The organism is Treponema primitia, from assembly GCF_046533075.1.
Lineage (GTDB): Bacteria > Spirochaetota > Spirochaetia > Treponematales > Breznakiellaceae > Termitinema > Termitinema primitia_B.
In genome coordinates this window covers 1-22,330 of the sequence record NZ_JAJQRB010000036.1, presented here as the reverse complement: position 1 = coordinate 22,330, position 22,330 = coordinate 1, and the positions used below count along the sequence as shown (strand labels likewise).

The 22,330-nt window shown below is 51.7% G+C and carries 22 protein-coding genes; 7 read left to right on the top strand and 15 right to left on the bottom strand.

Annotation, left to right across the window (positions count from 1 at the left end):
- The first annotated feature begins 132 nt into the window (after positions 1-132).
- Both LQZ19_RS06805 and LQZ19_RS06800 read left to right on the top strand, forming a co-directional pair.
- A complete protein-coding gene (locus tag LQZ19_RS06805) occupies positions 133-594 on the top strand; it encodes a hypothetical protein (protein WP_411046911.1) in 462 nt (153 codons plus the stop codon).
- A 55-nt stretch (positions 595-649) separates the two neighbouring features.
- Positions 650-1,453 carry a hypothetical protein gene (locus tag LQZ19_RS06800; RefSeq protein WP_411046910.1) on the top strand — a complete coding sequence of 268 codons (804 nt, stop codon included), beginning with the start codon at positions 650-652 and terminating at the stop codon, positions 1,451-1,453.
- Positions 1,454-1,491: 38 nt separating this feature from the next.
- Here the strand turns inward: LQZ19_RS06800 and LQZ19_RS06795 are convergent, their stop codons facing one another.
- The 11 genes from LQZ19_RS06795 to LQZ19_RS06745 form a co-directional block, all read right to left on the bottom strand.
- Positions 1,492-5,220 (bottom strand): UvrD-helicase domain-containing protein, encoded by a 3,729-nt coding sequence (locus LQZ19_RS06795; protein ID WP_411046909.1) that lies wholly within the window; start codon positions 5,218-5,220, stop codon positions 1,492-1,494.
- Positions 5,213-8,149 (bottom strand): PD-(D/E)XK nuclease family protein, encoded by a 2,937-nt coding sequence (locus LQZ19_RS06790; protein WP_411046908.1) that lies wholly within the window; start codon positions 8,147-8,149, stop codon positions 5,213-5,215. The genes LQZ19_RS06795 and LQZ19_RS06790 overlap by 8 nt, the downstream gene beginning before the upstream one ends.
- 186 nt (positions 8,150-8,335) lie before the next feature.
- Complete coding sequence (locus LQZ19_RS06785; protein ID WP_411046907.1) at positions 8,336-8,782, bottom strand: PTS sugar transporter subunit IIA; 447 nt, start codon at positions 8,780-8,782, stop codon at positions 8,336-8,338.
- A gap of 80 nt (positions 8,783-8,862) precedes the next feature.
- Positions 8,863-9,237, bottom strand: coding sequence for a hypothetical protein (locus LQZ19_RS06780; protein WP_411046906.1), 375 nt, complete (start codon positions 9,235-9,237; stop codon positions 8,863-8,865).
- A 59-nt stretch (positions 9,238-9,296) separates the two neighbouring features.
- Complete coding sequence (gene trpA, locus LQZ19_RS06775) at positions 9,297-10,070, bottom strand: tryptophan synthase subunit alpha (RefSeq protein WP_411046905.1); 774 nt, start codon at positions 10,068-10,070, stop codon at positions 9,297-9,299.
- Positions 10,063-11,271 (bottom strand): tryptophan synthase subunit beta, encoded by a 1,209-nt coding sequence (trpB, locus tag LQZ19_RS06770; protein WP_411046904.1) that lies wholly within the window; start codon positions 11,269-11,271, stop codon positions 10,063-10,065. The genes trpA and trpB overlap by 8 nt, the downstream gene beginning before the upstream one ends.
- Entirely contained in the window at positions 11,268-11,930 is a 663-nt protein-coding gene (locus LQZ19_RS06765) for a phosphoribosylanthranilate isomerase (RefSeq protein ID WP_411046903.1), read from the bottom strand. The genes trpB and LQZ19_RS06765 overlap by 4 nt, the downstream gene beginning before the upstream one ends.
- A complete protein-coding gene (gene trpC, locus LQZ19_RS06760) occupies positions 11,927-12,754 on the bottom strand; it encodes an indole-3-glycerol phosphate synthase TrpC (RefSeq protein WP_411046902.1) in 828 nt (275 codons plus the stop codon). Before trpC ends, LQZ19_RS06765 begins: the two co-directional genes overlap by 4 nt.
- The gene (trpD, locus tag LQZ19_RS06755) at positions 12,751-13,782 is read right to left on the bottom strand and encodes an anthranilate phosphoribosyltransferase (RefSeq protein ID WP_411046901.1); all 1,032 of its coding nucleotides are present in this window, start codon (positions 13,780-13,782) and stop codon (positions 12,751-12,753) included. The genes trpC and trpD overlap by 4 nt, the downstream gene beginning before the upstream one ends.
- Entirely contained in the window at positions 13,775-14,350 is a 576-nt protein-coding gene (locus LQZ19_RS06750; protein ID WP_411046900.1) for an anthranilate synthase component II, read from the bottom strand. The genes trpD and LQZ19_RS06750 overlap by 8 nt, the downstream gene beginning before the upstream one ends.
- The gene (locus tag LQZ19_RS06745) at positions 14,347-15,831 is read right to left on the bottom strand and encodes an anthranilate synthase component I family protein (RefSeq protein WP_411046899.1); all 1,485 of its coding nucleotides are present in this window, start codon (positions 15,829-15,831) and stop codon (positions 14,347-14,349) included. Before LQZ19_RS06745 ends, LQZ19_RS06750 begins: the two co-directional genes overlap by 4 nt.
- 224 nt (positions 15,832-16,055) lie before the next feature.
- On the opposite strand from LQZ19_RS06745, the gene LQZ19_RS06740 reads away from it, so the two are divergent.
- Positions 16,056-16,496, top strand: coding sequence for a Holliday junction resolvase-like protein (locus LQZ19_RS06740; protein ID WP_411046898.1), 441 nt, complete (start codon positions 16,056-16,058; stop codon positions 16,494-16,496).
- An 11-nt stretch (positions 16,497-16,507) separates the two neighbouring features.
- Here the strand turns inward: LQZ19_RS06740 and LQZ19_RS06735 are convergent, their stop codons facing one another.
- Entirely contained in the window at positions 16,508-16,771 is a 264-nt protein-coding gene (locus tag LQZ19_RS06735) for a Txe/YoeB family addiction module toxin (protein WP_411046897.1), read from the bottom strand.
- A complete protein-coding gene (locus LQZ19_RS06730; protein ID WP_411046896.1) occupies positions 16,764-17,045 on the bottom strand; it encodes a type II toxin-antitoxin system RelB/DinJ family antitoxin in 282 nt (93 codons plus the stop codon). The genes LQZ19_RS06735 and LQZ19_RS06730 overlap by 8 nt, the downstream gene beginning before the upstream one ends.
- A 568-nt stretch (positions 17,046-17,613) precedes the next feature.
- Here LQZ19_RS06730 and LQZ19_RS06725 point away from each other — a divergent pair.
- Positions 17,614-18,084 carry an Hsp20/alpha crystallin family protein gene (locus tag LQZ19_RS06725; protein ID WP_411046895.1) on the top strand — a complete coding sequence of 157 codons (471 nt, stop codon included), beginning with the start codon at positions 17,614-17,616 and terminating at the stop codon, positions 18,082-18,084.
- A gap of 64 nt (positions 18,085-18,148) precedes the next feature.
- On the opposite strand, the gene LQZ19_RS06720 is transcribed toward LQZ19_RS06725, so the two are convergent.
- Positions 18,149-18,787: a lactate utilization protein gene (locus LQZ19_RS06720; RefSeq protein WP_411046894.1), complete on the bottom strand. Its 639-nt coding sequence runs from the start codon at positions 18,785-18,787 to the stop codon at positions 18,149-18,151.
- A gap of 127 nt (positions 18,788-18,914) precedes the next feature.
- Here LQZ19_RS06720 and LQZ19_RS06715 point away from each other — a divergent pair, with 127 nt between their 5' ends.
- From LQZ19_RS06715 to aroA, 3 genes are read left to right on the top strand one after another with little or no spacing between them, the layout of a single operon-like run.
- On the top strand, positions 18,915-19,271 hold the full coding sequence (locus LQZ19_RS06715; RefSeq protein WP_411046893.1) for a CidA/LrgA family protein: 357 nt from the start codon (positions 18,915-18,917) through the stop codon (positions 19,269-19,271).
- Positions 19,272-19,274: 3 nt separating this feature from the next.
- On the top strand, positions 19,275-19,952 hold the full coding sequence (locus LQZ19_RS06710) for an LrgB family protein (RefSeq protein WP_411046892.1): 678 nt from the start codon (positions 19,275-19,277) through the stop codon (positions 19,950-19,952).
- Positions 19,952-21,322, top strand: a complete 1,371-nt coding sequence (gene aroA, locus LQZ19_RS06705; protein ID WP_411046891.1) for a 3-phosphoshikimate 1-carboxyvinyltransferase — start codon at positions 19,952-19,954, stop codon at positions 21,320-21,322. Before LQZ19_RS06710 ends, aroA begins: the two co-directional genes overlap by 1 nt.
- 87 nt (positions 21,323-21,409) lie before the next feature.
- Here aroA and LQZ19_RS06700 read toward each other — a convergent pair whose 3' ends face one another.
- Positions 21,410-21,826, bottom strand: a complete 417-nt coding sequence (locus LQZ19_RS06700) for an aspartyl protease family protein (protein WP_411046890.1) — start codon at positions 21,824-21,826, stop codon at positions 21,410-21,412.
- Between the last annotated feature and the right edge of the window lie 504 nt (positions 21,827-22,330).

The window sequence follows — 22,330 nt, the reverse complement described above, 5'->3', positions numbered from 1 at the left end:
ACCAACGGTCTCAGTAGGGGGCCAAACTGTCAATGCAAAAGGAGACCACATGAAACTCTCCGCTCCGAAAGCAGCCACTGACAACACTATTGCTACCGCAGTATCGTTATCCCCCCCCATTATTCACTGAAGATGCAAGCATTGGCCATTACCGCTTCAGGAGCGGTTGGCATAAACGTTTTATTATTTGTTCAGTTAGGAGGTATTATGTATAAAACAATATTGATCCTACGGGATCGCAAATTTAAACATGCGGCTGCCGCGGCCGCTATTATTCTTGGCTGTTTCCTGCCGCTGTTTCTAACCGGCTGCGGCGAAACACAGCCGGTTACGCTGGTATCCGTGGAGTACAAAAACTCATCTTCCCATCGCGTTACCGTAACTCTTAGGCCGGGTTCATTCACCTTGAACCCCAATGCAAACAAAACCGTTACGTATATAAATGGTGGGACGGAAATTATAAAGGCTGCGGATGATGCGGGCAGTCATGTTAAAACCCGGATACATTCTCGTACAGAAGATAAAATTTATACTGATTCTGAAGACATCTCAGCAACGTATGATACCGAAAGTTATGTTGAATTTTTAGATTGATGATTAAGGGAACTGCCACAATTATATTGAATTTTTCAATAAAAGGAGAACCGAGATGAGAAAAATGCTTGTTTGTATTGGTGTATTACTGTTATCAGGCATAAATATCCATGCTACCCCCTATTGGATTAGCTATGATCGAGAAAGTACTACACAGTATTATGATCATAGCATAACTTTCGCAGCTATGCCCTATTATGGAATCATTTTTGATGACATTAAGATACGGAATAATTTTACCGAGCTGGAATCTGAAGTTTCCTTACAGCACCAAATCTTTGGTTTCGACTATCTATTGCTTTTTAAATACGCTTCATTTAGCTTTATAAACATCAATATTCCGGTTCTGCTTTCATCATCCGGGACTAATGAACTTTCCACTTATGAGGAAGATGAATATTATTCAAATTTTTTCTCGCTTTTTGCAATAGATTTCAATCTAAGATATCCCTTTTTTATCGGAGGATTTACAGAGCTGGCTCCTTTTGTTGGTATTGAATTACAGCCGAATTTTGACATGCATAAATTTAAAGATGATTATCAGGCGTCATTTTCTTTTAGGGCCGGTATTCAGGCTTTGATTAAAGCATTTTCCTTTGAGGCAAGTTTCGGTATGATGCTGGGAGATTATTACCCGAATAATGATACAATACTGGGTGGAATGGTAGATATACCCGGCGGAGGATCATATTACCGGGATATATCCCTGTTGGGCAGCGCTCATTATAGTGTAACGTTAAAAATAGGGCTTGCTTGGGTACCCCTTGTTACACAATCAGTATACTATAGAGACGACAAAGAAGTGCATAGAGAATTTTATCGAGTTAATACATTAAGACGGGAAAACCGGGAGCATTAAACCATATTTTTTTCTTCCCTTTTGCGCCTTGTGGTTCGCTACACCGGAAGCGGGCAGTCCTTCGCTGCATCCGTCATGTCCACCGCATGACCGGTACGGAGATAGTACAGCCACAACTTGCAGTCCTTGCCGTGGGGCCTACCCAGGAGATCCATGGCCGCCCGGTAGTAGAAGGCCATCTGAGCCAGATGTTCCCCGGGCTCCTCAATGCTGTCGGTCTTAAAGTCAACCACATAAACAGCCCTGTCATCCTCAAAGAGAAGGTCAATGGTTCCATTAATGAAGGTGTGCGTAGAACACCCGGTGTGCGCAGTGCTCTCGGGTGCGCCGTAGAGGCTGCGGAAGCGACATTCGCTTTTCCGTAAAGGCGCGCTTAGGGCCGACTGTCCCAGGGGTGATTCCAGAAACCGTTTTGCCAGTTCAAGTCCCGCAGAAAGCAGGGTGTCCGCTTCCTGGGGGGAAAGGGGGCCCCCAAGCTTGGCGGGTATAGCCGGCGTCTCATGATTCATCAGGGCGTCCACACAGGCGTGGGCAATAGTCCCGAAGTCAGCCGGGGTAAATGCCTCCGCCCCGGGATCAAGGCCGGCGGCTTTGCCTTTCGCAGCAAAGCGTTTGAGGATATCGTCAACCCTAGCGAATATTTCAGCAGCCGCTTTTCCGGAATTACCCTTGTCAATAGTATAACTAAACCGGGCAGAATCGGTTTCAACGTGGAATGACGTGGGAGTCCGGTGATTGTTTTCGATTACCGGAGTAGTAATACTATTTTCTTCCTTTATTTTGTCATAATAGGGCGCCGCCTCCTTAAGGAAACCGGCAAGACCCCTGCGGTCATTGTAAAATACCGCGCCCTGTTGACCCGGACTGTTCACCGGCGTATCGGTATACACCGGAATTGATTCAAGGCTAAAGAAGGACGGCATTGTTTGAAGCCCCTCCGGGGGAATATGATCCGCAAGGGCCGGAAGAAACAGGCCGAAAAAAGTATCGTTATCCAGGATGGTGTCCCCGGCGATACGATCCGCCGTATCACTATTCGCCCGCTTTCCATCAACAAAGGCTTTCAACCGGAGGGAAAGATCCCCCACCTCGTTTTCATCCTCCCCAAGATCAAGGCTGCCCGTAAGGTACAATTCCCGCTCCGCCCTGGTCATGGCAACATAGAGGAGGCGCCGCAGTTCCGCTGTTTGTTTCCGTCTTTCCTCTCCGGAAGACTGTTCGTAGAAAAAGTTTCTCTTAACACCGGATATACCAAAACATTCAGGGGGCATGGGGGGGTTAAAAGATATACCGCCCGGCCCGGCGTCATACACATCAGCGGAACCGCCGCCCCTTCTGCCATGGCTGCCGCAGCAGCAAAGGAATACTACGGGAAATTCAAGGCCCTTGCTTTTATGGATCGTCATAAGGCGTACCGCCCCGGGGCGTTCCAGAGGAATGTCAATTTCTTCCAGGCCGCCATCGTTCTCACGCAGAGTTTGTATCGTATCCGTAAAACTGGCAAGACCCAAGCCATCCTCATCGGCCTTGGCGGCAAGGTGGAACAGGTAGTCGTACAATTCCCGGTAAACTACGGTTTGGGGATTCCACTCGGTCTCGTAGCGGTACCCTTCGGCGTACCATAACTCGCTCACCATCTCCGCCAGGGTGCTCTCCGACGTCCTGCCGCGGATGCGTTCATATAAAGTGCGGCCATGGAGGAACCGGGCCTGTTCCAGTTCCGGGAGCTGTGAAAGGGCATCATCGGAGAAGGGGGTTTTGGCGGGGCCGCTGTTCATAGCCGCAAGACAGACGGCGAGGCTCTGCAGGGAAAGTCCCACAAAGGGGGAGCGGAGCATCACCGCATAGGCTTCGGTATCCAGGGGATATGCGGCGAGACGGAGTACCGACATTAAATCATTGATCGGGCCGCCGTAAAAAAAGCCATTAATAGCTTCACTGGCGTAGGGGATATTCAGCAGCCGCAGGTGCTTCTCAAACAAATGCTGCGGACTGTGGGTACGGAAAAGGATGGCAATATCATCGGGCCTATGGATTGGGCCGCCGTTTGCGTCCCTTTCCGTCAACAGTTTTTGTATACGCTCTGCGGTAAAGCGGGCTTCGTTTTCAAGGGGGCTAAGCTGGTCCGCATCACTTGTATCATCATCCGGCTCATCACTGGTGTTGAGGACGCATAGGGTAAACTTCCCCTCATTGGCGCTGCCCGCCTGCAGGGGACTGTACGCAGCTTCATAAAGCGGCAGCGGCAGGCCGGAGGCAAAGACCGAGGCGAATTCCGCCGGCGGCTTCTCGCCCATGGGATCGTATTGGCTTCCCCCAAAGATGGCGTTAAAGGCTCCGATAAGTTCCGGCGCCGACCGGTAGTTGATCTTAAGGGGAAGATCTCCGGCGGCTAATTCATCCTTTAATTTTCTGAACACCGAAACATCGGCCCCTCGGAAACGGTAGATAGACTGTTTTTCATCACCCACAAAAAAGAGTTTGCCCGGTTCAAGTTCATCCGGAGGGGGAATGCTTGTATCCATCCGGTCAGGATGTTCCGCAAGCAGGAAAAGTAATTCCTTCTGCAGCTCATTGTTATCCTGAAATTCATCGATCATAATTGCCTCAAAGGCTTTCTTCTCGCTTTTCCTGATATCAGGATGATCCCTTAGTATGGTTCTTGCCAGCCGGGCCACATCGGTAAAGGTAAGAACCCCCTCCGCCCGTTTTTTATCAAGATACAATTCCTGCAGGGAGTCCAAAAGAAACATAACGGAAAGGATAAACCCCGCCTGCATACAAAAAACCGCCAGGGATGAAAAGGCGCCAAACAAAGAGTTCCGAAACTGCTTTATTAAGTCCTTGGCCGGATTATCACTCCGTTTACCCTTTCGGAGGTCAAGGGCGTACAATTCACCCATGTAGGTGAGGATTTCCAGTACCGCAGCCCTAACCGGATGGGATTCCGCTCCGGCAATACATTCGAGGTCTGAAAGGGGCAGCAGGGAATCAAAAAAACTGCGGATTTCCTCTTCGCCGGGAAACGTAATCTTGCCGGAGCTAAATTGAGCCATCAGGGGGACCAGATCGGGCAGCAGCTTGTCCCCGCCATTTTGCGAAAGGATATCCGCAAGTTGTTTCAGCAGCGCTGTTATCGCAGAACTCAGCTTTTTCCATTCCGCACATATTATACTGAATTGCTTCTTGACATCCCCGATAAAGGCATGGGGCTCGTCAATATAACTGTAATTAAAAATTGCCGCCGCAAAAATATCCCCCGCAATACCGGAAGGGCTTTTTTGGGGATACAATCTTTCCACAGCCGGATGATGCCGGTGGGCAATTAAGAACGGAAGGGAGACCTCCTCTGCAATGGCGCGGCACCGTTCATTATCATTGGTAAAATCCGGGCGTATGCCGTACCGGGATGCGGCCTGCTTGACAATAGAAACAGCGTAGGAATCCAGGGTTTGTATCCTGGCCCGGATAAAATCTTTGATACCATCCCGCGCTTTTTCGCCCCCGGGCCCCGGATCATTCGCGGCAATTTCGCTCAGGGTATTGTAGATACGCTGGTACATTTCTGCAGCGGCCTTTTTCGTAAAGGTGAGGGTGAGGATCTGATCAACCCGGTACCCCTTTTGGGTCAGGAGATAGGCAAAACGACTCGCCAGTACGGAGGTCTTCCCCGATCCGGCCCCTGCGGCAACCACGGCATTTTCTTTGCAATAGGCCGCCGCCCGCTGTTCAGCATTGAGTTCCGGCTTTGTTTTTGCATCACCCATTGTTAACGCCCCAATGTAACAGGTTCGATTCTCTATCTACCGTATAACTTGTACGGCACACGGGATGATAGTCACAGGCGGCGCATTTTTTAAAACTGTTACTGATGGTAGAAAAATTACCGGCCCTGATTTCCGCAGCGTATCGTTCCGTCTTTTCCCGGAATTCCTCCATTATGAGCTGAAATTGGTCATCCGCCACAGGATCTTTCGGCAGGGACTTTCCGGTTTCTCTGTCCGTTACAACGCCGAATATTACCTGGGGCTTAGCCTGCAGGATGCTGAAAAAGAGCGCCGTGTTTACCGGTTTCCCGCCCTTCTCTTCCGCCAGGGTCATATACAGGGGAAGCTGAAAATTCGTAAGCCCCTCATCTCCGGAGGCGGTACAGGAATCCCAATCCGGCATATAGTACAGCTTGAAATCCACAATTACTGCGCGGGGAACTTCGCTGCAAATATCCTCAAGCATACAATCCACTTTACCGTTAAGATAAAAGGAATCCTTCTCTAGTTTCCAGGATGTTTCGCTTCCCAGGACACGATACCCTCCAAAGTAAGAAAGAAAGGCGATGAGCAGTGTTTCAAGCTTTGCCCGGATATTTTTTTTCTCTGCGCGGATCAGCCGTACCGTAAGGGCGCTCATCTCCGGTTGTTTACCCGGCAGCAATGCGGGAAGCCCCTTCAGTATGGTTTCAACACATTCCGTAAGCAAAACACCGTAATCCTGCGGAAGGGCGCCGTTTTGAAGCGGGGAAAGCACGGCTCCGTCTTTTTTTACCGCCGTAAAAAACCAGTTCAGCACCGCATGGTACACGGAACCCATGATATTTTCGGCCATCAAACTTGTTTCAATGCGTACATTTTCAAGGACAAGAACTCTCTGAAAGAGCCATTGCAGAGCGCAGTTATAGTACGGTTCCAGAGACGATGCGGAGACACTGAATTTTCCCGGAAAATCCCCGCTGTAGCAATACCGTTCTCTGATAAGATTCAGCAGCGCCGGGTCCGCCTTCCATCTTTCCTCATCACCATTCCTGTTTCTCCTGGCAGCCCAGGCGTTAAACCCCTGCAGCTGCCCCCTATGGAGCCGGCTCGGGAAATACGGTACAGATGCCGCGGCTTGCAGGGATCGGTACAATCCCTGCTCGGCTTCAAAAAGATCCTCCGCAAAGGCTTCCGTATCATCGGCGCCATAGCGCATACGGGGTTTTTCCGTAACCCTAAGGAGACTGTGGGGGATGGCATAACCGGAAAAGGTTTCCTGGGCACAGAAGAAGGCCGCAGGGAGACGGGAATTCAACTTATGCAGGTTGATAAACGCCTCGGAGGCATCATCGTCCTGCAGGCCGAGTTCCTCCCGTTTTGCCCGGGACAGGAACCCAAGCCGTGAAAAAACCGCCGAAAGACTGTTCTGGGTTGAGCCAAGAATGATATGGCACTCAAAGGGCGCCGGCGCTGCGGTCCGGTAAGGAAGTATGCTCACCCCGGATGAATACTGCTGGGGAAGATAGTTTTTCTCTTGAAGGTATTCGGTAAAAAATGTATAGGGATCAGGAACGGCAAGGTCCTGAAAGGATTTTTCAATTTCTATCAGGGACAACAGTTCTGATATACACCGGGACAGGATTAAATCCGTTTCGGGGAGACATTCACCCATGTTGAGAAATTTTTCCCGGAATATAAAGTAACGGGTTCGTATATCTTCGAAAGAAGGGGCGCGGCATAATTTTTCTATATCGGTTTTGAGAATTTCGTAAAACGACCGGGCGCGCTCCTCCCTGTTCCCCATGGGGGATTTAAAAGCATCCTCCCATACATGGATCTCCCTTCCAACACTTCCTTGTTCATCAGTTTCTTTCCAGGAAGTAATACAGTTGTTCCTGATCCCAAAATCTATGAGCTGATTAATAACTTCCCTGTCCTTCCAGGGGAGATGACTATTCAACAGAAGCCCCGTAAGCGCATCAAAGGCAAAATCCCGGGAAGCGCAATCCGCAATGGCAGTAAAGAGCTGACCCGCAGGGTAGGAAGCCAGCGGTTTCCCCTGCCGGCGTACAAAGGGAATGTTCCGGTTGGCAAATTCCCGAAGCACATAGGGTTCGTAGCTTGACTCATCGGAGATGCTCACCACCATTGATTCAAAGGGGACTCCCTGGTTTTCATGGAGCGCCCTGATATACAGGGCAGCTTCGGTAATTTCGCTGCGGGAATTGGTGTAGAAAAATGTTTTATAGGGTTTAGCCGCGGCGCCGGCGCCGGAAATCCGTACCGGCTTAACATGGCCGGTGTTTTCCAGAAGCTCCGCATATTCACTGTAATCCATCAGGGACTCGGGAAAAAAGATGAAGCAGGTCTTCCCCGTATCTTCAAAGGGCGGCTTCTCCCAGGCGGGTTCAAAGAGCCCATGTTCATCGAGAAACTGCTGATACCGGGAAGCCAGCGTATAGAGGTCACGGTCATCGCCTGCAAGGCTTTCCCCCGCAAGGATACCGTTTTTTTCGTTCATAAGCGCCGGGAGAAGTCCGGCAGTTTTTTCAAACCACGAACCCAGCTGGGGCAGTATCCCTGTAAGCCAGGAAACAAAGGCGCCCCCGGCATAGGCATATTTTGGAGGCAGGAGGGAGCTGAACAGGGGCGCCTTTCCGGCCCCGCAATTTTCCGTGTTTTCCCGAACAAGACGGCTTACAAAGATCTTCCGCAAAACTGCGGGTACACTTTTCTTATCCTGCTTCTGCGCCCGTATGGACTCCTGTTTAAAAGTATCCCAGGCGGTAAACCGTTCCATGGCAAGCGTACCGCCTCCCCGAAGGCTCAGGAGATGATCCGCCCAATGGTTTACTGCAATATCCGTAGGAAACACGAAAAGCGTATCGGGCTTATCAATGTTTTCGAGGAGTATAGTTTCTACTAGGTTATATTGGGTATCAGCCATAACTGCCCTTTACCGAAGGATTAAGAATAGTGTAAGGCAATTTTAGAATCTTTTCAAGGGAGCGGTTTGACATTCATCATTAAAGAGGTGAGGGGCATTATTGTTTTAAGCCCCCCACCCCCTCTTGATTATTTTTTTTGATATTCTATTACTACCGCCGAAGCATACTATGTTTTTCCAATAGTCCTAATTAAACCGGGATAAAATCTCGTACACCTCCTGGGGTCCCTTGGTTGCCAGTATATGGGGAAGTGCTCCGGATTTGATTATAGACAAAATCCGGCTTAAAACATGTAAATGCTTTTCGCGGTATGTTTCGCCCATTATAATCAAAAAAATAACATGAACCGGTTTATGATCCGGCGCATCGTAATCTATACCTGCCGGTGAAATACCTATGGCTCCAACAACACCGGCCCCCGGATAATAGCCGTGGGGCACCGCAATACCGGAGGCTACGGAGGTATTCATTTTGTTTTCACGCTCCCGTACCACGGCAAGCATTTCATCCCTATTCAATTCATGGTGAACATCCGCTATTGTGTCGACAAGTTCTGTAAAAATTGTCTCTTTGGTTTTACTTTCAAGATTCAATTTTATTGATTGTTTATCAAAAACGTCATTTAATAACATAATTATACTCCTTTCTAACACGGGTCCTACCGCGAAGACGGTAAAGCGAGAAAAAATTAATGACCGGGAGGAAAGGGGTATCAGATTCGGAGTTTCAAATGAAGGGTATCTTTTATATTGAGACAACGTGTTTTTTCGAGTGCCTTTAAAAGGGATAGCGAAAGAACGGCTCTGGCGTCTTTCGTCCCCAGTGGCATCAGGACACGCAGCGATACATTACGTAATTGAAAAAAGGAGTTCCCGCGGGACTTGCTTATTACAATCGTGTCTTCGGCCAGACAATCAACGGTATGGTCTACGAGCGCGGAAAACTCGCCCAAACCCGATTTAGCCTCACAAAAATCACCGGAACGGAGAGTATCTACCGCTGCAAAGGTAAATATTCCCATTATAGCAAAGGTAAGATAGGTCCCTAAAACGAGACTGGGCCATTTTTTCCCTAAAAACAACACCATAATATTAATATACCATAGGCTAATATTTTATTCAATAGAAAATACATTTTTCCGGCTTTTCATTGCCCGATAGCTGCCTTCATCGCTTTCACATATTCGTAGAGATACTTCCCCGCATCGCCTCCATGTTCGGCGATGATCTTGACAATGGCGCTTCCCACAATGACCCCATCGGCAATCTTCCCGATTTGAGAAGCCTGGGCCGGGGTATGGATACCGAACCCCACCGCCGCCGGAACCTTGGTAACGTCCCTGACTGCGGCAACAATGGAACCAAGATCGGTTCGTATTTCGCTGCGTACCCCGGTAACACCCATGGAAGATACCAGGTAGATGAAGCCCGTAGCGGCCTTAGCGATTTCCTGTATCCGTGACCGGGATGTAGGAGCGATAAGGGAAATAATATCTATGCCGTATTTTACAGCGGCCTCCCGAACTTCGGCCTGTTCTTCAAAGGGAAGGTCGGGGATGATGATGCCGTCCAGGCCAACATCCCGGCTTCGTTTAAAAAAAGCATCGTAGCCGTAATGGAAAACCGGATTCAGGTAGGTGAGAAAAACTAAGGGGACTTCGGTTTTGGCGCGCAGGCTCTTTACCAGGCCGAATAGTTTTTCTACCGTTGCCCCCGCAGAAAGGGCGCGGATATTAGCCTCCTGGATCACCGGGCCTTCGGCGATGGGGTCTGAAAAGGGGATGCCGATTTCCACCAGGTCCGCGCCGGCCCGGATCATCTCCAGGATAAACTCTTCGGATTTTTCGATGCTGGGATCGCCGCCGGTGACAAAACCGATAAATGCGCTCTTGTTTTGAAAAGCCCTGTTGATATTACTCATGAATATTGTTCCCCCGGTACCGCGCGATGGCGGCCACGTCTTTGTCTCCTCGACCGGAGAGGCAGATAATAATACTGTCATCCTTACCCATTTTCGGCGCCAGGATCCTTGCGTGGGCTACCGCGTGGGCGCTTTCGATGGCGCAGATGATCCCCTCGCTTCGGGCCAGGTATTCAAAGGCGGACACCGCCTCTTCGTCGCTTACCGGTACGTACTGGGCGCGGCCGGTATCGTGGAGGTTTGCGTGTTCCGGTCCGATACCGGGGTAGTCCAACCCGGCGGAAATCGAATAGACCGGGGCGATTTGTCCTTCATCATTTTGACAGAAATAGGACTTCATGCCGTGGAATATGCCTACGCTTCCCTTGGCAATGGTGGCCGCATGTTTTTCCGTATCCACCCCTAAGCCGGCAGCCTCGCAGCCTATCAGTTTTACTGTGCTGTCAGGAATAAAGTGGTAGAACATACCCATGGCGTTGCTGCCCCCGCCCACACAGGCGATCACCGCGGCGGGAAGTTTCCCCTCCCGTTTCAGGATCTGTTCCCGGGCTTCCCTGCTGATAACGCTCTGGAAGTCCCGTACTATGGTTGGAAAGGGATGGGGCCCCATGACGGAACCCAGCACATAGTGGGTATCTGAAACCCGGCCGACCCATTCCCGCATGGTCTCGTTCACCGCATCCTTCAGGGTTTGGGTACCGGAAGTAACCGCGTTGACCTTGGCGCCGAGAAGTTCCATGCGGTACACATTCAGGGCCTGGCGTTCCGTATCTTCCTTGCCCATAAAGATCTCACATTCCAGGCCCAGGAGCGCCGCGGCGGTGGCTGCGGCAACTCCGTGCTGACCGGCCCCGGTTTCGGCAATGATCCGGGTCTTACCCATCTTCTTTGCCAGCAGCACCTGCCCGAGAACGTTATTGATCTTGTGGGACCCCGTGTGGTTCAGGTCTTCCCGCTTAAGGTAAATCTTTGCCCCGCCCAAATCGGCGCTCATTTTTTCTGCGTAGTATAACAACGAAGGCCGCCCCGCATAGTTATTCAACAGATCCGTAAGCTCCGCATTAAACGCCGGGTCATCCTTATAATGGTTGTAGGCCTTCTCCAGATTGATGATCTCGTTCATCAGGGTTTCCGGAATGTATTGCCCGCCATAATCACCAAATCTGCCCTTACGCGGGAAACTTCCTTGCAAGTCGCTCATTTCCAATTCCTCACTTTCTGTACAAGCTGTATCATCTTGTCCCGGTCCTTAACCGATCCGGTCTCCGCGCCGCTGGAAACATCGATCCCAAGGGGCTTAAACCGCAGGGCCTCTTCTATATTATGCACATTAACGCCCCCCGCAAGGAAGCAGGGGACGGGCAATCCATTCAAAAAATCACCATCCTCCAACAAAGTCCAGTCAAAGCATTTCCCGGTCCCTCCCGTCCCATGATCCAGCAGGAGATAATCCGCCCCGCTGCTCACCGCGCCCAGAATATCCTCCCGGCTCTCCGTCTGCACTGCTTTAATCACCGGAACAGGGACGGAACTGACCGACGCAGTAAGCTCCTTAAGCTCCGCTATATATTCCCGGCTCTCGTCTCCGTGGAGCTGGGCGATACCGATAACCCCATCCCGGTAAAGGGCGGCGATTTCTTCCGGAGGAGCGTTCACGAACACCCCAACCGGTACAATATCGTGTCTCAATCGTGCCCTCAAACGTGCCGCACATTCCGGGGAAATCCGGCGCTTGCTTTTGGCAAATACAAAGCCGATATAATCCGGCCCGGCCTCGTTAGCAAAACTAATATCGTCATCCCGGAAAAGCCCGCAAATTTTTATCTTCATCCTGCCCAACCCGCAGTCCGCTGCTTTCAACGAAGTCTCCCGCGAAGTTCCTGTAAATATTCCCTCTTATCCGCTGCCCGCATAAGGGTCTCCCCGATCAGCACCGCATCGATTTTCGTTTCCGCGGTTAAAACCCGTATATCCTCCGGCCCGCGTATGCCGCTTTCGGACACCGTGAGTATCCCCGCGGGAACAAATTTCCGCAGCCTTGTTGTGGTTGCAAGATCCACGGTGAAGGTTTTAAGGTCCCGGTTGTTTATCCCCACTATCCTGGCGCCGGCGTCCAGGGCGGACCGGACTTCATCTTCGTTATGAACCTCCACGAGAGCGGCAAGACCAAGAGTATCCGCTGTCTTAATATAGCTGCCGATAGTTTTTGTGTCCAAGAGGGCACAAATTAGCAGTACTGCAGAAGCGCCCAGGAGTTTAGCTTCGTAAATCTGATACGTATCAATAATAAAATCCTTACGTAATACCGGGACCTGTACCGCAGCGGCGATCTCCCGCAGATACCCGTCGCTGCCTAAGAAATATTCCGGCTCGGTGAGTACCGAAATAGCCGAAGCTCCGGCAGCCTCGTAATCCTTGGCTATTTCAAGGTAGGGGAAACCCGGCGCGCCGGGTGTATCTTTGGCGATAATTCCCTTGGAGGGAGAAGCCTTCTTGACCTCACAGATAAAAGACAAGCCCGGTACGGCCAGGGCCTGTTCGAAGAGCGGGAGTTGTTTACCCTCCCCTTCCCGGTTCAGACCAGTCTGGGTCATGGCTGCGTCCCGCACCTGTTCCGGGGATCGCGTAGCCTTTGCTTTTTCCACCCGTATACGGGTACTTGCCGCGATATCATCCAGAATCATACACTAAGCTCCGGCACTTCGACCACTTTAGAAAGGCTGATAAACTGTTCCAACTGGTTTAGCGCCTTGCCGCTGTCGATAGTTTCTTTAGCGATACCGATAGCATCGGCTATGGAAAACTCCGGTTTGGCGATGTGGATGGCCGCAGCGGAGTTGAGGAGCACCGCGTCACGCTTGGGTCCCTTCTCGCCGGAAAGGATAGCCCGGCTTATGGCGGCGTTTTCCGCCGGAGTTCCCCCCACCAGATCTTCCTTGTTACAGCGCCTAAAACCGAATTGCTCCGGTTCGATGACGTAGGACTTGAAAACTCCGCTTCGTACTTCGCAGACCGAAGTAGGGGCGCTCATGGAAATTTCGTCCAGCCCGTCCTGGCCGTACACCACCAGTGCGCTCTTTACACCCAGGTTTGAAAGTACCCGGGCCATGGGCTCAGTAAGATCCTGATCGTAGACCCCCAGGAGTTCCATGTTCGCCCCCGCCGGATTAACCAGGGGACCCAGGATATTGAAAATAGTTCTGATACCAAGCTCCTTCCGTACCGGAGCTACGTACTTCATGGAAAGGTGATAGTTCTGGGCAAAGAGGAAACAGAGGCCGATGGTTTTGAGCAGATGGAGGCTCCGGTCCGGGGAAACGGTGATGTCCACACCCAGGGCTTCCAACACATCCGCTGCGCCGGACTTACTGGAAGCCGCCCGGTTACCGTGCTTTGCCACCGGGATACCCGCAGCGGAAATTACCAGAGAAGATGTGGTACTTATATTGAAGGAATTAGACCGGTCCCCGCCGGTTCCTACGATTTCCAGAACATCCATATCGTGGAGGATGCGGATACAGTGCTTCCGCATACCCGCGGCGGAGGCGGTGATCTCTTCGATGGTCTCGCCCTTTACCGCCATTGCGGCAAGGTAGGCCGCCATCTGGATATCGCTGGCCTTACCGCCCATGATCTCGTCCATCACCGCCTCGGCCATTTCGTAGTTCAGGTTTTCCCGGCTCGCCGCTTTTATAATAGCTTCCTTAATCATGGTGAACTCCTAAAAAGTTGATAAGTATCCGTTTCCCATCGGGGGTTAAAATAGATTCGGGGTGGAACTGTACACCGTAGACCGGATATTCCCGGTGCTGTACCGCCATAACTTCTCCGTCATCGGCGGCGGCGATAATTTTTAGATCCGCAGGAATGGTATTGTCCCTTGCGGCCAGGGAATGGTAACGGGCGCCCTGTATAGTTTCGTTCATGCCTGCAAAGAGGGGGCTCCCGGTATCCACCTTGATCATCGAAGACTTGCCATGCATCAGAGTTTTTGCGTAGCTTACGGTAGCGCCGAACACTTCGCAGACAGCCTGATGACCCAGGCACACCCCAAGGATGGGGATCTGCGCGGCCAGGGCGGCGATCAGCTTTTCGCAGATGCCGGCATCGGCGGGCCGGCCGGGACCGGGGGAGATTACGATGTGGCTTGGACGGAGGACCACAATGTCCGCCACGGTCATTTCGTCATTCCGGATCACCCGGATGTCGGGATTGAGGCCGCCGATGAGCTGGTAGAGATTGTAGGAAAAACTATCGTAGTTGTCGATGAGTAAAATCACTTTTTATGCTCCCTTACCGCCAATGACTGGGCTTCCTCCAGGGCATTCAGCACACCCTGCATTTTGTTTTTGCATTCCTGGTATTCCTTTTCAGGAACGCTGTCCGCCACAATACCTGCCCCGGACCGGACAAAGACCTTGCCATTTTTCTTAAAGGCGATCCGTATGGCGATACAGGTGTCCATATCCCCGTTAAAGGCCAGGTAGCCTATGGCCCCGCCGTAGATACCCCGCTTGTTGTTTTCCAGCTCGTTGATGATCTCGCAGGCCCTTATCTTCGGCGCCCCCGACAGGGTTCCTGCGGGCAGTACCGCCTCCACCGCATCGGTCCCGGTCTTGCCCTCCCGGATAAGACTCCGTACGGTGGAGCCCAGATGCATCACGTGGGAAAACTTTTCTACCGAAAGATAGCGTTCCAGCATCACCGATCCGAAGCGGCTGATCTTCCCCAGATCGTTCCGGCCAAGGTCCACCAGCATATTGTGTTCCGCCAGTTCCTTGGGATCCGTAAGAAGTTCCCGCTCTAAGGCCGTATCCTCGTCTTCGGTCTTGCCCCGGGGACGGGTACCTGCCAGAGGAAAGGTGAGGAGCTCGCCCTTGAGCAGCTTTACTAAGGTTTCCGGAGAGGCGCCGGCAATTTCAATGTCGTCGCTGGAAAAGTAAAACATATAGGGCGAAGGGTTCCGCTCCCGGAGTATCCGGTAGGTGTCAAAGAGACTGCCCTCTACATCGGCCTCCAGCCGGTTTGAAAGTACCATCTGGAAAATATCCCCCTCCTTGATATAATCCTTGGCCCGCCGGACCATGGAGCAATACTGCGCCTCGTCAAAAAGGGGCCGGAAGGGAGAGGTGATCTTGAGGGGCTTCATTTCCGCAGGGGTTCCGCTTTCGATGATCCGGGCCAACTTTTCCAGTTCCGTCACCGCCCGGTTGTAGTTTTCCTTCGCCGCATCGGCTTTGATATTCACCATAAGGATGATTTTCTCTTCCAGATGATCGTAGGCCACAACCTTGTCGAAGAGCATGAGGTCCACATCCTTAAAATGTTCCTGATCATCGGCGTCAAGCTTCAGTCCCGGCTCGCTGTACTTGATATAGTCGTAGGAAAAGTACCCCACCAAGCCTCCGGTAAACGGGGGAAGGTAGGGAAGCTCGGGACTTCTGTTTTCTTCTATTATTTGATTGATATTCACGCCGGGATTTTTAACGGTCATATTGATATGGGTCCCGTTTTTTATGCTGAGGGCGCCATTGGTACAGGAAATCTCCAGTTTGGGATCATAGCCCAGAAAGGTATAGCGGCCGTGCCGGTTGGGGTCTTCCAGGCTTTCCAGGATAAAGCACTGGCGGCTCAGGTTCTTGAGGATCCGGAAGGTCTCCACCGGAGTATGCCCCCCCGCAGGCAGGGTTAGCGATATGGGGATGGACTTGAAATCCCCGGCAAGGGAGGCGGCTTCTTCCGGACTGGGTCTATAGAGCATAAAGTCTCCTTGAGGTGTTTCTGTATACAGAAACACTCATATGTTACTTTACATAGAAACATATAAATTTGTCAAGAGGTTTTAGGAAAAGATTAGAAATTTTAGAGTTGCGGGACCATCATTTATTACATGTTGCGCAGTTGTTGATTATACTAATATCAGAAATATGGATAGTGATTTAATTGAAGGACCCGATGTAAAGGTACATCTATTGGAGAAATAAAATGGAAAACCCGGAGATAAAAACGATCATCCTTCTCTGTGTAGTTGTTCTGTTCTGTCTGTTCTTCCTTCTTATAGGCCGCCGCATGGGACTTAGCCAGGGGAGGCGGCAGGAACGGGCGGATTGGGAAGGGCATAAGCTGCAGGACATTGTAAAGGCCCGGCTTAAGGCGTCACGGGCGGTGCTTGGGGGTCTCGTTTCTGAACAGATAGCGCCGCTTTTGCCGGACTTTCCCTTTGATCCCGGGGATTGCCGCTTTGTGGGGAAGCCGGTAGATTTTATCGTGTTCCGGGGGATGAACGAAAAAAACATTACCGAGGTAATTTTTCTGGAAGTTAAAAGCGGCGTTGGGAAAAATCTGAACGAGCAGGAAAAGCGGCTCCGGGATACGGTTCAGGCAGGCCGGGTGCGCTGGGCGGAGTATGATGTGCAGCAGGGATAGGGGGAATGCCCTTAGTCGTCATAGTGGAAACGGCATTGGGCTATTTCGATTGAGTCATTTACGATACGGTAAACCAGGCGATTAGTATCATCAATTCTGCGGCTCCAGTAACCGGGTTTGTGTTTTAGCGGTTCCGGCTTGCCTATGCCTTCATTTTCGTTTCTTTCGATATCCTTGAGGAGTTGGTTAATTCGTTTTATAGTCTTCCGGTCCTGGTTTTGCCAGCGTTGGTATTCCTCCCATGCGGCGGCCTGGAAAATTACTCTTTTACTCACGTTCCATGGCCTCTAACTCTTCCCAGGTTTTTTCGATCAGTCCCCTCCCTGCTTCCAGGTCTTCTATAGATTTTGCAAGGATGGCCTGATTTTTCGCGCCGTAGAAGGGGTCATCGTTACCGGTAATCTTGAAGGGGATCTGCTTTTCCCGTAACACTGCCCGAGCAAACATATTGACCGCCACGGTGGCGTTCATCCCTGCATCGGCGCAAAAAAAATCAAAACGCCGTTTAATATCTTCATCCATACGAATACTAAGTACTACCTGGCTCATAACTAGCTCCTATCACATAATATACGTACATTGTAATAGTATAGTCATAAAAAATCAAGCAACCCCGCCGCAGAACGGCTAAACTTGACCTACAAATCAATTATGATTACCTATCATAAAGAAATTTCTAACCGCAAGGTCAACGAAGTCGAAGAGGGGGAAACCATGAGACTTTATGGTATTTCCCCGTAGTTTTTTCTTCACCTTCTTCGCCTTCTTCGACCTTGCGGTTTTTTTTTGGTCAAGTGCACAGAGCGATCGGGGTATGGTTATTCTCTTATTTGTTTCTTTTTGACCTAGCCGAAATACCAAAATGACCCATATGGGTAATAATGACACATTTATAAAATATGATAGTTTCCGGAACATCCTTTTTGGCGAATACTGAGTTTTTGCATACCCGGGGTTCATTCTTAATTCCTTATAATGTATAGAAATATAAAATTTATAAAAATACTTGTTTTTATTGCAAAAAGTTGGCACGGACCTTGCTTATATATAGGTGTGGGAAACCACAAAAAGCGCGTAGCGCCGGAAAAAACAAATTAATTTTTAAGGAGTATAAATTATGAAAGCTGTAACCCTGTATCGCCCTGTTACTATTGAGAAGGCCCTGAACGATTTTGACCGGTATATGGAATCCTTCTTCGGGGAATCCCCCCTGACTCCGGCTTCCTATTCCCGGGAACCGGCGGTGGATGTCCGGGAAACCGGCGACGCCTATGTGCTGGAAGCGGAACTTCCGGGCTATGACGAGAAGAACATCGAAGTTCATGTGGATGGCGGTGTTCTGACCATTGGAACGAAAAAGGAAGAGAAGGCTGAACGGGATGTATCCCCCTCCAAAGACGGGAAAGAAGGTGAAGAGCGGTATTTCATCCGGGAACGCCGGAGCGCTTCCTTCAGCCGGTCCTTCAAGCTGCCGGAAAACGCCGACTTGGATGCCATTGCTGCCAATTTCAAAAACGGGCTCCTCAGCCTGGAAATTAAGAAGATGGCGGAGGCCAAGAAACGGGTTATCCAAATTCAAGGAAAGTAAAAAAAGGTAAGAACCGGGACCTGCGGTGATAAGCTGCGGGTCCCGGTTTTTTTATCTCCGCCGCTTAGAGTCCCAGATCTTTGCCGATGAGGATCACCTTGATCCTTCCCGGGGGATTGCAGAGTCTTGTGGCAACGATAAACGTACAAATTGAATCCGGTGAATTACAGTTGGCGCAGCTTCCGGTTTCCAGGCAGGGGGTTTTTTTCTGGGGGAAACGCTGGGCATTCATGGGGGCGGCGATGGTCCTGGTCCTGGTATAAGCGTCTTCGAGGGTTTTAACCACCTTGTTCATCCCCGCCACCAAAATTACCTGCTTGGGGCCGAAGATCATGGCCGCTACCCGGTTTCCAAAACCGTCAATGTTTACCAGCTGGCCGTCTTCGCTTATGGCGTTGGAACTGCAGAGGAAGGTGTCGCAGGTCATGACCTTACGCATGGTTTCCAGCCGGTTCTCCGGGGCTACGGCGTCCCGGTCCAGGACCGAGTAGCCCTTTTCCCTGGCCAGCTTAGTCAGGCCCAGGGCTTCCACAGTTAAGGAGCCGCCCCAGCCGATAACATCGCCCTTGGGGATGAGGGAGAAGACCTTCTCCGCCGCCTCCTGGGGTTCCTCCACGTACCAGGCGTCAAAACGCCGGTTCTGCAGGGCCTTAACCACCTTGGGTCCCAGCTTCGAATTACGAACTTCAATAGGATTAGCCATAGAAACCTCTCTTATAAATTAGTACGTGACCATGTCCCAGTTTTATACTTAATATTGTATGACTGGAAATTGGTATAAAATCAAGCGGGACTAGTAATAATCATGGGGTTTTACTATATAGTTAGGTATGCGTATTTTAAGACAACTGGGACTGATTCTTGCCTTTGGATTTCTTGGCGAAATTATCTCCCATTACCTCCCCCTGGGGATGCCCGCCAGCGTTTTAGGGATGGTTTTGATGCTGACCGCCCTGGGGTTACGGTTGGTAAAACCGGAACATTTGGGGGAAACGGGCGATTTTTTAAGCGCCAATATGGCTTTTTTCTTCCTCCCCGCTGCGGTGACCGTCCTGGAAAACTACGGATATATACAGCCGGTGGTGGTACAGCTGTTTCTGATAGCGATTATCAGTACCATGGTTACCTTCTTTGTCACCTACGGTACCGTACGGCTTTCCCGTATGATCCTCGCAAAACAGGGGTAGGCTGTGGAAAATCTCGTTGCTCTGCCGGTTTTTGGCATTATCCTCACCATTGTCTGTTATTTTCTCGGGTCCCGGGTGGGGAAACTTCTCCATTCCCCCCTGACAAACCCCATGCTGATAGCCAATGTCCTGGTGATCCTCATAGTCTGCGTCACCCCCCTGCGCTTGGAACAATATATGGCCGGGGGCAGTATTATCACCATGTTTGTAGTCCCGGCTACCACCATCCTAGCCATCCGGATTTACCGGCAGCGCAGCCTGCTTAGGGCAAATATCATTCCGATTCTCCTGGGCTGCCTGGCGGGTTCCTTCGCTTCCATAGGGAGCATCATCCTGCTCTGCCGGCTCTTTTCTATTGATAAGATGGTAACCCTGTCCATGCTGCCCAAGTCGGTTACCACCGCCATTGCCCTGGAACTATCGGTACAAAATGGCGGCCTTGGGGGGCTTACGGTTTCTGCGGTGATAGTTACCGGTGTTTTCAGCGCCTCTTTTAACCCCTTCTTTATCAGGCTGTTTAAGCTCAAGGACCCCGTAGCCGCAGGGGTTGCCCTGGGAGCTTCCGGCCATGCCATAGGAACCGCAGCGGCCCTGGAACAGGGGGAAATCCAGGGAGCCATGGGGGGGATTGCCATAGGAATTATGGGGATTATTACCAGCCTTATCTTTATTTTCATATAATGCAAGCGACTATCAGCCCCGGACATTTTTCCGAAACCCTGCGTATCCCCGCTTCAAAGTCCCACACCATCCGGCGGCTGATCCTGGCCGCCCTTGGGGAAGGGGTTTCGGCCATTGATTATCCCCTGGATTCCCTGGATGCCCGCTCCTGCCTGAGTGTCTGCCGCGCCCTGGGAGCGGAGATTGCGGAGCGCCGCGCCGACTATCCCGGCTGTCCTAACCCCGCCGATGGGGAGGGCAAGAGATTGGTCGGCTGGACCGTCCGGGGTTTTGGGGCAGAAACCGGCGGCGGTATGAAGGGCAGCGGTACAACGCCTTTAGACGTGGGCAATTCCGGCACCACCCTGTTCCTGGTTCTGGCCGCCGCCGCTCTGGGGGATGTTCCGGTAACCTTTACCGGGGACGAGCAGATAGCCCGCCGGAGCGCCGGCCCCCTGCTGGACGCCCTTTCCGGCCTGGGTATCGCCGTGGAATCCGCCCCCGGTGGCTGCGTCCCCATCACCGTCCGGGGCCCCTGGAAGGGCGGCCGGGTGAGCATAGATTGCCCTACCAGCCAGTACCTTTCGGCGCTGCTCCTGGCGGCCCCCCTGGCCCCGGCCGGAACCGTCACTGAAATCGACGTAGCTCTGCTCAACGAAAAGCCCTATATAGAGATGACCCTTTCGTACTTAAAGGCCCAGGGCATACCCTTCCAGGATACCGAGGATTTTTCCCGGTTCAGCATACCCGGCGGCGCCCGTTACCGGCCCATGAACGGCCCTGTACCGGGGGACTTTTCCTCCGCCGCTTTCCCCGGAGGTATCGCCGCCATTACCGGGGGGCCGGTCACGCTCCTGGGACTCGACCGGGAGGATACCCAGGGCGATAAGGCCTTTTTCGACATGCTTAGCGAAATGGGCTGCGCCGTGGAGTGGTCCCGCAACTTGCAACGGAGTACAAACACTAATCCGGTGGAATGGAGCCTAACCGTTTCCCGTACCGGTCCTCTCCGGGGCGGCGAGTTCGACCTGAACGCCACCCCGGACCTGCTCCCCATGATGGCCGTGACAGCCGCCTACGCCGAAGGTGATACCGCCCTGGTAAACGTAGCCCACGCGCGGATCAAGGAAACGGATCGTATCACCGTGATGGCGGAAGAGCTTGGCAAGCTGGGGGTGCGGACCACAGAGCGGCCCGACGGACTCATCATCCACGGCAACGGAGCTAAGGGCCTTACGGGAGGCCAGGTGGATGGCCGGGGGGATCACCGGATCGTGATGGCCCTGGCCGCAGGAGCCCTGGGCGCCGCGGGGCCGGTGGAAATTGCGGCTGCCGAAAGCGCCGCGGTTACGTACCCGGGCTTCCTGGAAATGCTTGGCGCCATATCATAAACTTAAGAAGAATAAAAAACCACGAGGTCGCAGAAGGCGCAGAAGGAAGAGGAAAAGAGGGTATCCCTTTAATTCTTCTTCAACACGTTACCAGATACGCCCCAGGGGTTGGTCGCCGTGGACGCCGACCAATTTCCGGCTTTTCGAGTCCACCATGAGGTCCATATTTTCCAGAGGGATTGATCCGAGGAGTACATCCTTCGCGCCGGGAAGCACCCAGGGATCACAGGCCATGAAGCGATCCTTCCAGTACACCCGGACGGTCTCGGCTATCTTGCACACTACCGTTTCCCCATTTGCCAGGGTAGACTCGTGCAGATGCTCCGTCCGCAGCCCCAGTTCCTTCTGCACCGCTTCGCTGATAACCAGGGTCTCCGCACCGGTATCAACCACACACTGTACCGTCATTTCCCGGACTTCCGGTTCCTCGATAAGCCCACGCCCAACATTAATTACATCACCCAGGTTTTTCAGGGTGATTTCTTCATACACTGTTCCCACCATTTTGCCTCGCTCTCCATTAAGATTTAGTATACCATAAGGGGTGTATTCCCGCAAACTGCGATCCGGCTACCCCTGCACCCCGTATATGGCGCCGCTTTACAAAATACATTAGGGGTCCGGGAAAAAAAGCAAAAATTTAAGAAATTTTTACCGCGAAGGCGCAGGAGGCGAAAGAGGGAAAGAAAGAGTCCAATTTTTCTTTCCCTCTTTCGCCTCCTGCGCCTTCGCGGTGATATATTCCCCTATATGTACGTACTCTCTATTGACAGGAGCCGTAAATATGGTATTCTAAAATAAGCGGGCTCAAAAGTCCCGCCTAAAAGCCCTCATAGAGAGCCCAGTCCCCGTATGGGGGCCAAAAAACGCAAAGGAGAAAGCCCGTGAAAACCCCCGCTATGCAAGCAGCCCCTGACAACACAATTGCTGCCGCAGTATTACTACCCCCCCCCCCCCCCCCCCCCCCCCCTCCCCCCCAAAAAAAAAAAAAGATCTTCGTTTTTTTTT